The organism is Devosia honganensis (assembly GCF_042648785.1).
Lineage (GTDB): Bacteria > Pseudomonadota > Alphaproteobacteria > Rhizobiales > Devosiaceae > Devosia > Devosia honganensis.
This window is the reverse complement of sequence record NZ_JBHRYD010000001.1, coordinates 623,304-635,585: the sequence shown is the minus strand read 5'-3', so window position 1 is coordinate 635,585 and position 12,282 is coordinate 623,304. Positions and strand designations below refer to the sequence as shown.

The window sequence follows — 12,282 nt, the reverse complement described above, 5'->3', positions numbered from 1 at the left end:
CCAGGCCTTCCTTAAGCTTCGCGCGGGCCGGTGGCAAAAGCTGTCGGCCCGACTGTTCATGCAATCCGGGCGAGGCTTGCTCGGCGGAACACTTCACGAATGGCACGCTCCTGGCTGCTGCGTCGCACCGCGGCATAGAACTCAAACTTGATCGTGTTTTCGGGCAAAATCATCTCCAGCCGTCCAGCTTCTACATGCTCGCGCACCATCGAGCGTGGCAGCATGGATGCACCGGCCCCCGCAACTGTCAGGTCAATCATGGTTCGTAGGTTGTTGCAGGTGCAGATCGTGGACGAGACTATGGCCTCCTCGCGCAGGATGTCGGTAACATACTGATGCAGGTGCGACAGGCGGGGGAGAGACCAGATCGGCATGGCCGACAGCAAGTCATGGCGACTCTTGCCCCGAAACGGGTCGTAGCGTTCGGGCGTGCTGAACCAGCATAGCTCCGCCAACCCTATACAAGCGCTTTCAAGCGAACGCTCCTGCACTGGTCCTACCAGTAGAGCAAGGTCAATCTGCCCCTCTTCAAGCCGGTGCTGAAGATTCATGGAAATGTCGATTTCCACTTCGAGCTGCAGCTTTGGAATGGTCTTGTTGATGTCACTCAACACTTCAGGCAGGCACATTACGCCGGCAATTTCACCGCAGCCGAGGCGGACAATTCCGGTAAGGCTTTCCGGTGAATCGGCCGGGATCAGTGCGCCCTCGAGCAGGTTCCATAGATGTTCCAGTTCACTTACCAGCTGACGCGCACGTACCGTGAGGACCATGTTGCGACCCTCGCGCTTGAACAGCGCGTAGCCCAGATGGGCTTCCATCTCCCGAACCCGGGCGGAAATGGTGGGTTGGGTGGCGTTCAGCCGCTCGGCGGTAGCACTGAATGTTCCGAGCCGTGAAATCCAGAGCAGGGTCTCGATGTGATAGAGGGCCAGTCTATTCATAAAAATTTCCTATGTTTCAGGCGCAGAACATATTATTGGACGTCACCTCAGTCAAAGCCCTAAATTCAACCTAACAGACAGAGCATGGCCATTTTGTTGGGCCGGACGAGGAGCTTAGCATTGACCATACGCTTCGGTATCTGGATCGATAATGAGGAACGTGATGCGGCGTCGGGCCGATACTTTGCGTCAATCGATCCATCCAATGGCCAGCCTTGGGCCGAAGTGGCTGCCGGTGGCGCTGCCGACGTCGACGCTGCTGTCAAATCAAGCCAGCTCGCTTTCGACAATGCGGAATGGCGCTGGATGGAGCCTTCGGCCCGCCGGCGTCTCCTGCTCAATATTGCGGCGCGCATTCGTGCCAATATTGACGAGCTGGCCGAAGTTGAAAGCCGCGATGCAGGCAAGTTGCTCAAGGAATGTCGACTGCATGTCGAGGCGGCTTCGGAGTGGTTCGAATATTTTGCCGGCATGACCGACAAGGTCTGCGGGCAGACCATCCCGTCCGATGCTGGCGTTTTCAACTACACCACGCTCGAGCCCTATGGTGTGGTCGGTGCCATCGTGCCCGGCAATTCGCCGCTCCTGCTGACAGTCTGGAAGCTTGCGCCGGCACTTGCTGCGGGCAACACGGTCGTGGTCAAGCCCAGCGAATACACATCGGGCTCGATCATCACTCTGATGCGCAAGCTGGTCGATCTGCTGCCTCCGGGTGTCATCAACGTTGTGTGCGGTGACGGCGTTGAGGCGGGCAGCGCTATGGTTGATCACCAGGGCATTCGCAAGATCTTCTTCACCGGTGGGCCGGGCCATGGCGCGGCGGTTGCGCAGGGGGCCGGCAAGCGGCTGGTGTCTACGATCCTCGAACTGGGCGGCAAGAGCGCCAACATCGTCTTTGCCGATGCACAGCGCGAAAAGGCGCTGGCCGGTGTAATGGCCGGTGTCTTCGCGGCAACCGGTCAGACCTGCATGGCCGGCTCTCGCGTGCTGATTGAAGAATCGATTTTTGACGAGTTTGTCGCGACGTTGGTCGAGCGCACTAAGTCCATTCGCATTGGCCATCCCGCTGGAGCCGACACAGATGTCGGTCCGATCGGTACGCAGAAGCAGCTCGATCGCGTTGCGGGGCTGGTGGAGCGTGCGCTAGCCGATGGTGCCAGGTTGTTGACGGGCGGCAAGCGTGCCGAAGTGCCCGGTCATGCTGGCGGCTATTATTACGAGCCGACCATTCTAGTGGGTACCAGCAACCAGGATTACATCTGCCGCGAAGAAATTTTCGGGCCGGTCATGACGATTATGCCGTTCAAGACCGACGCGGAAGCTCTTGCGATCGCCAATGACAGCGACTTCGGTCTGGTTGCCGGTCTATGGACCAGCGATCTCTACCGGGCGCAGGAATTCTCCCGCAAGCTTGATGTGGGCACTGTGTTCCTCAATCTCTACCGGAAGGTTGCTCCGCAAACTCCGTTTGGTGGTCGCGGCAACAGTGGTTACGGGCGTGAAAACGGATTCGCCGTCATGAACGAATACATGCAGATCAAGAGCGTGTTGATGGACGTCGATCGCGATCGCATCCAGAATCCGTTCACAATGCGCGTCGGCTCCGCCCGTTGAGGCATCCGGCTATTCCGCATCTCGACTTCACCGGCACCCGCTGTTGAGCGCGCACGTCTGTCCCCATCTGCTTGAAGGGAAGAGCTGTCATGTCTGAGCAATCTCAAGTGCCAATCGTGGTCACCGAGCACGATGGCGTTTGGACCATACGGCTCAACCGACCTGAGCGCATGAACGCGCTCAACCCTGCCGCGATGGAAGAGTTGCGCGCGGCATTGGCCCGGTTTCGCGACGATGACGAGGCGTTGGTATGTGTGTTGATCGGGACCGGTGAACGCGCCTTCTGCACGGGCGCAGACCTGCGCGACACACTGCCCCCGGCGACCAGTTTTGCGCAGGGATTATTCTCTGCCGATCGGTCCTGTGTCGACAAGGGCAACTACGTCAGAGCCCTCGACCTGGACCGACTGGCGATCAACAAGCCGGTGATTGCGGCGGTCAACGGCTACGCCCTTGGCGGGGGGTGCGAGCTTGCGCTGGCCTGCGATATCTGCATTGCGGCTGACACGGCGATTTTTGGCCTTCCCGAAGTGCGGGTGGGGTCAATCCCGGCTGTTGGCGGCATTCAGCAATTGGTGCGGTCGGTTGGCAAATCTGCCGCCATGTCGATGATCCTGACAGGCCGCAAAGTACACGCTGCAGAAGCGCTTCGATTAGGCCTGGTTAGCGAGGTCGTGCCGGCCGACACATTGTTGGGACGCGCGCACGAACTGGCACGCGAAATCGCCGCCAATGCGCAATTGGCAGTGCGCGCGGCGCTCATGCTGGCCAATGAAGGGCGCGACCTGCCGCTTCAGAGCGCATTACTGCTCGAGCAGTTGGCGTGGGGGGTGTTGCGGGACACCGAAGATCGCATCGAAGGGCGCAAGGCTTTTGCCGAAAAACGTCCGGCCAAATTTCGCGGCGCATAAGAACAAGGCGGAAAGACAACATGCGTGACGTACTCAAAGGCATCAAAGTTGTCGATCTGACTCAGATTGGCGCGGGACCGACCTGTACCATGCTGCTGGGCGACTTCGGTGCCGAAGTCGTCAAAGTCGAGCCCTTGTCAGGCGATATTGGCCGCGCTCTCGGCCCGCCCTGGTACAGCGACCAGAGCCCGATACATATTGGCTTCAATCGCGGCAAAAAGAGCATTGCCGTCGATCTCAAGCAGGAGGAGGGCGCCGCATTGGTGCGTCGCCTGGCGGACCAGGCCGACATCCTGGTGGAGAGTTTTCGGCCGGGTACCCTGGATAAGTTCGGTCTTGGACCTGCCCAACTTGAGCAGGACCATCCGGGCCTGATCTATTGCTCGGTCTCCGGGTACGGACAGACGGGACCGTTTGCCTTCCACCCCGGCGTGGACGGCATCATGCAGGCCGCATCCGGCTTGATGGGACTGATCGGCACGGCCGAAAGCGGTCCGATGAAAGTTCAGGCTCCCATAGTGGATGTGTTCACTGGTTATGTCGCCGCATTGGGCTGCATGACAGCGCTGATCGAGCGCAGCAAGACGGGCAAGGGTAGGCATATCGATGCCAGCCTTTTCGGCTCGGCAGTTGCCTTGCAGCAATCGGCGGTCACGGCCTATCTGGGTGATCCCGTACAACCGGCAAAGCTGGGGAGTGCCGCCCCCTATTCGGCGCCCAATGAGGCCTATCCGACCGCCGACGGCTGGATCATGATCGCCGCCTATATGGTCAAGCACTGGCCGCGCTTCTGCTCGGTGATCGGAAGACCGGATCTGACTGACGATATCCGCTTTGCCAACTCCGCCGACCGGGTGGTGAACCGGCTCGAACTCTTTGCCCAGGTGGCCGCCGCCATGAAGACGCGAACAACCGACGAATGGTTGCCGCTGCTCGAAGCGCAGGACATCTTGTGCAGCCGCGTAGCGGGCTATGAGGATGTGATCGCCCATGAACAGACCCAGTTCTCCCGCCTCATCGCCACGATGGAGCACTCTTCGCTGGGTTCATTGAAGACGCCGGGCAATCCCGTTAATGCGCGCCAGATGAATGCGGCGCCCTTCGCGCCGCCCCCGCTGCTGGGCGAGCATACGAGGTCGATCCTTGCGGATCTGGGCCTGGACGCCGGGTCGATCGATGACCTGTTGAAGCGCGCGATAGTAAGCGCGGATGCCGGCCGATGATTGGCAGCAGGCGCAAGGCGGCCATCATCGGCATTGGCGAAACCGACTATGTCGGCGATTGGAAAAAAGTCCGCGCTGGCGAACGAGTTACTGACGCCTATGGCTATGGCGCCAGGGCGTTCAAGGCTGCCCTGGCTGATGCCGGGATTGCGCGCGATCGCATCGACGGCGTAATCGTGGGTCAGTCCACCGCCTATGAGCGCATGTGCGAGACCGTGGGGCTCAATGTGCGCTGGGGCGGGCGCCAGGATGCCGGCTTGGCGGTGATCGAAGCGTGCATGGCGATCGAGACCGGTGCCGCCAATGTGGTAGCCCTGATCTACGGCAACGACCAGCGCTCGGCCAGTACGCAATATGGCGGCACGCAGGCCATGGGGGGGGACCTGTTTCTCTCTTATGTCTATCACACGCCTTGGGGATTAACCTCACAGGGCGCGCTCTATGCCCTGATGATGAACAGCTATAGTGCGCAGACCGGTTTTGACCGCGCCGATCTGGGATATATCGGCGTTGCGCAGAGACAGTTTGCGAGCCTCAACGAGCAGGCAATTATGCGTAAGGTCATCACCCATGACGACTATCTGGCGTCCCCCTATATCTGCGAACCTCTGCGTCTGCTCGATTATTGTCTGGTCAACGACGGCGGGGTCGCGTTGATCCTTGCCGAGGCCGGCCTAGCCCGCGCCCTCTCCAATCGTCCGGTCTATGTCGAAGCGCTTGGGCGCTACGACCTCAATCGCGGCGCAACCAGCCTTGAACCGCGCTTCGACGACTTTTACCACCCCGCCCATGCTGTCGTACGCGAGCAGGTGTTTGGCGATGCCGGGCTCGATCTGGCCGACATTGACAGCTTTCAGGTCTATGACAGTTTTTCCGCCCATGTTCCCTTGGCCCTGGAAGGCTATGGTTATTGCGCCGTGGGCGATGTCGGCCGCTTTCTCAGAGAAGATGGAATCGGCCCCGGTGGTGTCTTGCCCACCAATACAAGCGGCGGGCACCTGTCGGAATCTTACATGCAGGGCTGGAACCACCAGGTTGAGGCAATTCGTCAGCTTCGGGGGACCTGTGGTGCACGACAGGTCGAAGATTGCCGCCGTGTCCACTATTCCGCAGATATTGCCGGCAAGGCCATATCGATCATTTACGGCACCGACTGAGAGATTTGAGCATGCAGACCAACGCCACGTCCGACCGCATGCGTGGACTATTTGACCTGACGTTCTGGGAGTATCTAGATCAGAACGAAATGCGCCTTCAATGCTGCTGCGCGTGTTCCACCTACCGCTACCCCCCGTCTGCGATTTGTCCGGATTGCCTCGAAGAAGCCCACGACTGGCGCGCCGTTTCCGGGCGCGGCACCGTCCTGTCCTGGACGGTCTTTCACCGGCAGTATCTGCCGCAATACCCTGCACCCTATAACGTCATTGCTGTGAGACTCGACGAGGGGCCTGTGCTGGTGACCAACCTGTTGGAGGAGGATGCCATCAGCACTTCCATCGGAAAGCGGGTGGCGATTGTGTTGCAGAAAATGGATGACGGTGTCTGCCTTCCAAGAGCGTCCATTCTGAAGGAATGATTGCTTCGCGATTTGCCGGGCGCTGGCCGTTCTCAATTTCGCTGAGATAGGCGCGTTTTATCCCAGCGCCGAAGGCAAGCTGCTCTTGTGTCCAGCCACGCTCCTTGCGCAGCTTGCGGATGTTTTGGTCGAAAGTCTTGATGAGTGTCATGTCCGCAACCTCTATTGCGGGCCATCACCTCACTATCCCCTAGGGGCATTTATGCTGACCTTCGATCCAGTTCGTCCATAATCATCGTATCATGGCTGCCTTCAATTCCCGGCGCCGTGGGCGTCCCGCCGTGGTTTCCTGCCGTGGCGTTGTAAATCCCCAACCTTTTCGGAAGCATAGGCTCCAGGCCATGGCACCGGCCCGGTCTTCGTGAAACCATGGCGGGAATTCCGGTGCGCCCGCAGATGGGCGCATCCAGTCATTCCGGACCTTGCCCGGCCGAATTTTGACCTGGAACAAAATCATGGTGCCCGGGGGCGCTATGGTGTGGGTTGGTGGAGCGGATCAAATCATGCAATTACCTGTCGATATACTGCATTGGACCCTGTCCGTTGTTCCGGTGATCGTGCTGGCGTTTTTGTTGATCCAGCTTCGCTGGACGGCGCAACAGGCGGGGGCGCTGGGAATATTCGTGGCTGCCGCCATTGCGCTGCTGGTGTTCAGGACGCCGCTCGAGACGCTGGCGGTGGCCGGCGGCAAGGGGGTCTGGGACGCGATCTTCATCCTGCTGGTCATCTGGCCGGCGCTGCTGCTCTACCAGATCATGGACAAGTCGGGCGGCTACGAGGCCATGCGCCAGGGCATAACCCGCATGAGCCGCAACGAATTGTTCATCGTGGTGGCGCTGGGCTGGGTGTTCGCGTCCTTCCTGCAGGGCATTGACGGGTTCGGCACCCCCATCGCCATCGTGGCGCCGCTGCTGGTCGCCTTCGGCCTCAAGCCGATCTACGCCGTGGCCATTCCCATCATCGCCCATATCTGGGCCAAGTTCTACGGAACGCTGGGCGCGGGCTGGCTGGCGACCCTGCAGGTGGTGGACATCGACCAGGCCACCACCCTGGCCACCGCCTATCAGGCGGCGATCCTGATCGTCATCCAGACGCTGCTGGGCGGGCTGACGGTGGTGTGGATGTATGGCCGCTGGCCGGCGATCCGCCACGGCTGGCCGCTGGTGCTGATCATCGCCGCCATCCAGGGCCTGGGGCAGATCGTGGCGGTGATGATCGATCCGGCGCTGGCCGCCTTCCTGCCGGCCACGGCGGCGATGCTGGCGCTGTTCCCGCTGGCGCGCTGGAAGCGCTATGCCGAGCCGGCGCCCGATATCGTGGACCGCCCGGCCATGCTGGCCGATGGCGCCACCGCCGCCCGGGAGCGGACCCCGCCCATGGGCACGGCGATGGCCTTCCTGCCCTATATCGTGCTCAGCCTGATCGCGGTGGGCACCTCGCTGGTCGTGCCGCTGCGCGAGGCCCTGGCCAGCGTCAGCTTCGGCCTGCCATTCCCCGCCGTGTCGACCGGCTACGGGCTGACGGTGGCGGGAAGCGACGCCTATTCGGCGCTGCGGCCCCTGACCCATCCGGGCGCGGGGCTGCTGCTGACCGCGCTGCTCACCTGGATCGTCTTTCTCGGGCGCGGCTATTTCGCGCGCTGGGCGGCAGCGGCGCCAGGCGGCGCGCAAGGGGTGCTGCGCGGCCTCGTCGACACCGCCATTCCCGCCTCGGTGCCCATCATGGCCTTTCTGATCATGGCCTCGATGATGAACCATTCGGGGCAGAACGAAGTGCTGGCGCTGGGCATTTCGGCGGTCGCGCCCGCCTATGTCTTCGCCTTCCTCTCCAACGGCATCGGGGCCGTCGGCGCCTTCACCACCTCGAGCAGCACCTCGTCCAACGTGCTGTTCTCGGACCTGCAGATCACCATCGCCCGGCTCAAGGACCTGCCCGAGGCGACCATATTGGCGGCCCAGAGCGCGGGCGGCGCCATCGGCAATGCCATCGCCCCGGCCAATGTGGTGATGGGCGCCAGCACCGCCGGCATCAGCGGCAAGGAGGGCGAGATCATGCGCAAGACGCTGCCCTGGACCATCGCCGCCTTCCTGCTGACCGGCATCGCCACCGTCGTTCTCGTCCTGCTCGCGGCATAGGGGAAACGTAATGAAGGCCTTGTTCAAGAACCGCGTCGCCTATCTGGGCCTGTCCTTCCTGCTGCTGATGGCCTCCTATCCGCTCATCAGCATCGGCACCACGGAAGGACCGGCATGGCTATGGTGGCTGGGCCTGGCCATGCTGCTGCTGGGGGCGCTGATCCCGCCGGCGCAGCGCGTGCTGTTTCCCCCCGCCCGGGACCCGGGCTAGCGCATCGGACCGAAAAGTGTATTCACGGTTTTCGAATAATCCGATGCGCAAACAAAGAAATAGAGCGCTCGATCCGATTCCATCGGATCGTCTGGCGCTCTAGGGATGGCCGCTCTTCAGCGGGACGGTCCCGAGCGCCGCTTTCGCCCCGACAGGGCGCGGCGCCCCTCCGTCCCGGTCCGCACCCTCGAATGAAAAGGAACCGATCATGAGCCATGCAGACGGGCCGCGCACCGGCCGCCCCCCCATTCTCGCCTCGCGCGGCATGGTGTCGACGCCGCATTATCTGGCCTCGGCCTCGGGCCTCGACGCCCTGCGGCGCGGCGGCAGCGCCGTGGATGCGGCGATCGCCGCCAATGCCACCTTGTGCGTGGCCTATCCGCATATGGCGGGATTGGGCGGCGACGGGTTCTGGCTGATCGCCGGGTCGGGCGTCGAGGGCGTGCAGGCGCTGGACGCCAGCGGGCCCTCGGCGCAGGCAGCGACCCGCGACTATTACCGCGGGCGCGGCATCACGCAGAACATCCCCATGCGCGGGCCGCTGGCGGCGCTCAACGTGCCGGGCGCGGTCGACGGCTGGCGCCTGGCGCATGAGCGGTACGGCAAACTGCCCTGGGAAAGCCTTTTTGCCGATGCCATCGAATTCGCCCGCAACGGTGTCGCCATCACCCGCTCGCTCGCCGACTGGCTGGCCCGGGACGCCGGCATCCTTGCCCGGGACCCGGGCATGGCGGCGGTGTTCCTGCCGCGCGGCGTGCCCGAGCGCGAGGGCAGGGTGCTGGTGCAGGCCCGGCTGGCCGAGACCCTTGCCACCCTGGCGTCCGCGGGGGCCAGGGCGGGCTTTTACGAGGGCGATGTGGCGCAGCGCATCTGCGCGGCGATCGCACCGGGCGGCTCGCCGCTCCGCCCCGAGGATTTTTCCGGCTATCAGGCGCGCTGGGTGACGCCCATCTCCACCACCTATCGCGGCCGTGAGGTGTTCCAGTTGCCGCCCAGCACCCAGGGTTTTGCGGCCCTGCAGATCCTCAACCTGCTCGAAGGCTTCGACGTGCGCGGCTGGGGGGAAGGCTCGGCCGATTACTACCATCACATCGTCGAGGCGGTGAAGGTCGCCTTCGCCGATCGCGACGAATGGCTGACCGATCCCGCCTTCGTCGATATTCCGCTCGAGCGGCTGCTGTCCAAATCCTATGCCGAGGAGCGCCGCGGGCTGATTTCCGCGACGCGGGCGCTGGAGCTGCACGAGGTCGAGCCGGGGCTGCGCTACGGTACGCAGTTCGACAGGCGCAGCCCCGATGGCGGCACCATCTATCTGTGCGTCACCGATGCCGACGGGATGGTGGTTTCGATGATCCAGTCGATCTATCACGATTTCGGGGCGGCGGTGATGGGTGGGGATACGGGCGTGGTGATGCAGAATCGCGGCTCGTTCTTCTCGCTCGACGCCAATCACCCCAACCGGCTGGAGCCGGGCAAGCGCTCCTTCCACACCATCATTCCCGCCATGCTGCTCGAGGACGGGGCGCCGGTGCTCGCCTATGGCACCATGGGCGGGGAGGGCCAGCCCCAGACACAGGCGGCCATGCTGACGCGGCTGATCGATTTCGGCTTCGACGTGCAGCAGGCGATCGAGGCGCCCCGCTGGCTGATCGGGCGGACCTGGGGGGTGGAGACGCACGACCTGATGCTGGAAGCGCGCATTCCCGACGAGACGGCGCGCGAATTGCGGCTGCGCGGCCAGCCGGTCAAGATGGTGGGGCATTGGGACGGGGCGCTCGGCCACGCCCAGGCCATCCGGATCGACCGCGGGAACCGGCTGTTCGAAGGCGGCGCCGACCCCCGCGGCGACGGTGCCGCCATGGGATATTAGGCGTTTTCCCTCAATCCCCCTCCCCTTGGGGCAGGGCTATTGCATATGGATAAATCCGCAATGCCGGCCCCTTCGCCTCCCTCCCCCTTGAGGGGAGGGAATGAGGGTGGGGGTTCGGGATTGTCCGGGAATCCGAACGGTTCATCGAGAAAATCGACGGCACGGAACCCCCACCCCCGACCCCTCCCCTCAAGGGGGAGGGGAGCAAAGGCAAAGATTTCGCCTGACAATAAAAGGCTCTGGGGGTGGGGGTATCCTGTAATGGGCGGGTGCGCCCCCTACACCCGGTCGAAATTGCTGGGCAGGATGATCATGTCGCGGATGGTGACGCTGCGGCGGCGGGTCAGCATGAAGAGGATGGCCTCGGCCACGTCTTCGGGCTCGATCAGCCCGCCCGCCTCGCGGGCCTTGCGCAGGTTCTCCGCCGGCCAGTCGTCCAGCAGCGCCGACACCACGGGGCCGGGCGAGATCTGCGCCACCCGTACATTGTGCTGCACCATCTGCCGGCGCAGGCCCTGCACGAAGCTGGTGATGGCCCATTTCGAGCCCGAATAGACCGGCTCCCAATAGGTGGGGAAATGCCCCGCCACCGAGCAGGTGACGATGATGTCGCCGGTGCGGCGCCCGATCATGTGCGGGGCCACCGCATGCACGTTCTTGATCACCGCATTGACGTTGAGGTTGAGCATGCGGTCGATGGCCTCGGGGGTGGTGTCGGCCAGCTCGCCCCCGATATAGCTGCCGGCATTGCAGTGCAGGATGTCGATGCGGCCGGTTTTTTCCAGCACCTCCGGCACCATGCGGGCGCAGCTTTGCGCGTCGAGCAGGTCGGTGACCTGGGCGATGGCGCCTTCGCCCAGCTCTGTTGTGAGCGCGGCGAGCGCCTCGGCGTTGCGGTCGGCCATCACCACGCGGGCGCCTGCCTCCAGCAGCGCCCGGCTGGTGGCCAGGCCAATGCCCGAGGCGGCGCCGGTGACCACGGCGATCTTGTCCTGCAACGGCTTGCTCATGTGCTGTCTCTCCTCCATTTCACGGGACGGCGCGGCCGATCCCCAGGTCCACTATGGCGATATTGAGCAGCCGCGCCATGGAGGCGTGGGCGCCTTCGCTGTCGCGCAGCCGGATGCGCTCGATCACCTCGCCATGATTGGGCAGCGAGGCGCCCGGCTCGCGGGCCCGCGAGATGGTGAGGCGGAAGGAATAGGCCAGCGCCGCGCCGATGGTATTGGACAATTGCTGGAAGACGATATTGCCGCTGGCGCGCAGCAGGGCGGTGTGGAAGGCGATGTCGGCCTGGTTGAAGGCCTCGAAATCCTGCGCCGCCTTGTAGCGGCCCATGCGCGCAAAGGCCTCCTCCAGCGGGGCGATGTCGCGCGCGGTGGCCCGCAATGCGGCCAGCCGCGCCGCCGCCGGCTCGATCACCTGGCGCGCCTCGATCAGGCTCAGCACCAGTTCGGCGCTGGGATGCAGCTCCATCGACCAGGCCAGGATATCCGGGTCGAGCAGGTTCCATTCCTCGCGGGCCCGCACCAGCGTGCCGGTGCGGGGGCGGGTGGTCACCATGCCCTTGCTGTCGAGCACCTTGACCGCCTCGCGCACGGCGCTGCGGCTGACCTTGAAGCTCTCGCACAATTCCGGCTCGGGGGGCAGCGCCGCGCCGGGGGCGTATTCGCCGCCCAATATGCGCTGGGCCAGCGTGCGGACCACATGGCGGTGCACGCGCGGCTTGAGCAGGGGTTTGGTCCTTTCGGCCAGGGTCAAGTCAGGGTCCTTTCACGTCCCGGCCGCGCCGGGGGCG

General features: G+C 63.5%; 12 protein-coding genes. 8 read left to right on the top strand and 4 right to left on the bottom strand.

Going from position 1 to position 12,282, the window contains the following annotated elements:
• Positions 1-56: 56 nt before the first annotated feature.
• The gene (locus tag ACFOOL_RS03045; RefSeq protein ID WP_380094748.1) at positions 57-944 is read right to left on the bottom strand and encodes a LysR family transcriptional regulator; all 888 of its coding nucleotides are present in this window, start codon (positions 942-944) and stop codon (positions 57-59) included.
• Positions 945-1,064: 120 nt separating this feature from the next.
• Here ACFOOL_RS03045 and ACFOOL_RS03040 point away from each other — a divergent pair, with 120 nt between their 5' ends.
• The 5 genes from ACFOOL_RS03040 to ACFOOL_RS03020 all read left to right on the top strand — a co-directional run bounded on the left by ACFOOL_RS03040 (position 1,065) and on the right by ACFOOL_RS03020 (position 6,268).
• Complete coding sequence (locus ACFOOL_RS03040; RefSeq protein ID WP_380094747.1) at positions 1,065-2,558, top strand: aldehyde dehydrogenase family protein; 1,494 nt, start codon at positions 1,065-1,067, stop codon at positions 2,556-2,558.
• 89 nt (positions 2,559-2,647) lie between these two features.
• Positions 2,648-3,469, top strand: coding sequence for an enoyl-CoA hydratase/isomerase family protein (locus ACFOOL_RS03035; protein ID WP_380094745.1), 822 nt, complete (start codon positions 2,648-2,650; stop codon positions 3,467-3,469).
• A gap of 20 nt (positions 3,470-3,489) precedes the next feature.
• A complete protein-coding gene (locus ACFOOL_RS03030) occupies positions 3,490-4,692 on the top strand; it encodes a CaiB/BaiF CoA transferase family protein (RefSeq protein ID WP_380094744.1) in 1,203 nt (400 codons plus the stop codon).
• Positions 4,689-5,849 (top strand): thiolase family protein, encoded by a 1,161-nt coding sequence (locus ACFOOL_RS03025; RefSeq protein ID WP_380094742.1) that lies wholly within the window; start codon positions 4,689-4,691, stop codon positions 5,847-5,849. Before ACFOOL_RS03030 ends, ACFOOL_RS03025 begins: the two co-directional genes overlap by 4 nt.
• Positions 5,850-5,860: 11 nt before the next feature.
• The gene (locus tag ACFOOL_RS03020; RefSeq protein WP_380094740.1) at positions 5,861-6,268 is read left to right on the top strand and encodes a Zn-ribbon domain-containing OB-fold protein; all 408 of its coding nucleotides are present in this window, start codon (positions 5,861-5,863) and stop codon (positions 6,266-6,268) included.
• Here ACFOOL_RS03020 and ACFOOL_RS03015 read toward each other — a convergent pair.
• A complete protein-coding gene (locus ACFOOL_RS03015) occupies positions 6,177-6,419 on the bottom strand; it encodes a helix-turn-helix domain-containing protein (RefSeq protein ID WP_380094738.1) in 243 nt (80 codons plus the stop codon). The genes ACFOOL_RS03020 and ACFOOL_RS03015 overlap by 92 nt on opposite strands.
• Positions 6,420-6,771: 352 nt before the next feature.
• Here ACFOOL_RS03015 and ACFOOL_RS03010 point away from each other — a divergent pair, with 352 nt between their 5' ends.
• From ACFOOL_RS03010 to ggt, 3 genes are all read left to right on the top strand, one after another.
• Positions 6,772-8,403, top strand: a complete 1,632-nt coding sequence (locus tag ACFOOL_RS03010; RefSeq protein ID WP_380094736.1) for an L-lactate permease — start codon at positions 6,772-6,774, stop codon at positions 8,401-8,403.
• Positions 8,404-8,413: 10 nt separating this feature from the next.
• Positions 8,414-8,614: a hypothetical protein gene (locus tag ACFOOL_RS03005; RefSeq protein ID WP_380094734.1), complete on the top strand. Its 201-nt coding sequence runs from the start codon at positions 8,414-8,416 to the stop codon at positions 8,612-8,614.
• A gap of 208 nt (positions 8,615-8,822) precedes the next feature.
• Complete coding sequence (gene ggt / locus ACFOOL_RS03000; RefSeq protein ID WP_380094733.1) at positions 8,823-10,484, top strand: gamma-glutamyltransferase; 1,662 nt, start codon at positions 8,823-8,825, stop codon at positions 10,482-10,484.
• Positions 10,485-10,762: 278 nt separating this feature from the next.
• Here the strand turns inward: ggt and ACFOOL_RS02995 are convergent, their stop codons facing one another.
• Positions 10,763-11,494: an SDR family oxidoreductase gene (locus tag ACFOOL_RS02995; protein WP_380094731.1), complete on the bottom strand. Its 732-nt coding sequence runs from the start codon at positions 11,492-11,494 to the stop codon at positions 10,763-10,765.
• Positions 11,495-11,513: 19 nt separating this feature from the next.
• Positions 11,514-12,245 carry a FadR/GntR family transcriptional regulator gene (locus tag ACFOOL_RS02990; RefSeq protein ID WP_380094729.1) on the bottom strand — a complete coding sequence of 244 codons (732 nt, stop codon included), beginning with the start codon at positions 12,243-12,245 and terminating at the stop codon, positions 11,514-11,516.
• Positions 12,246-12,282 lie beyond the last annotated feature (37 nt).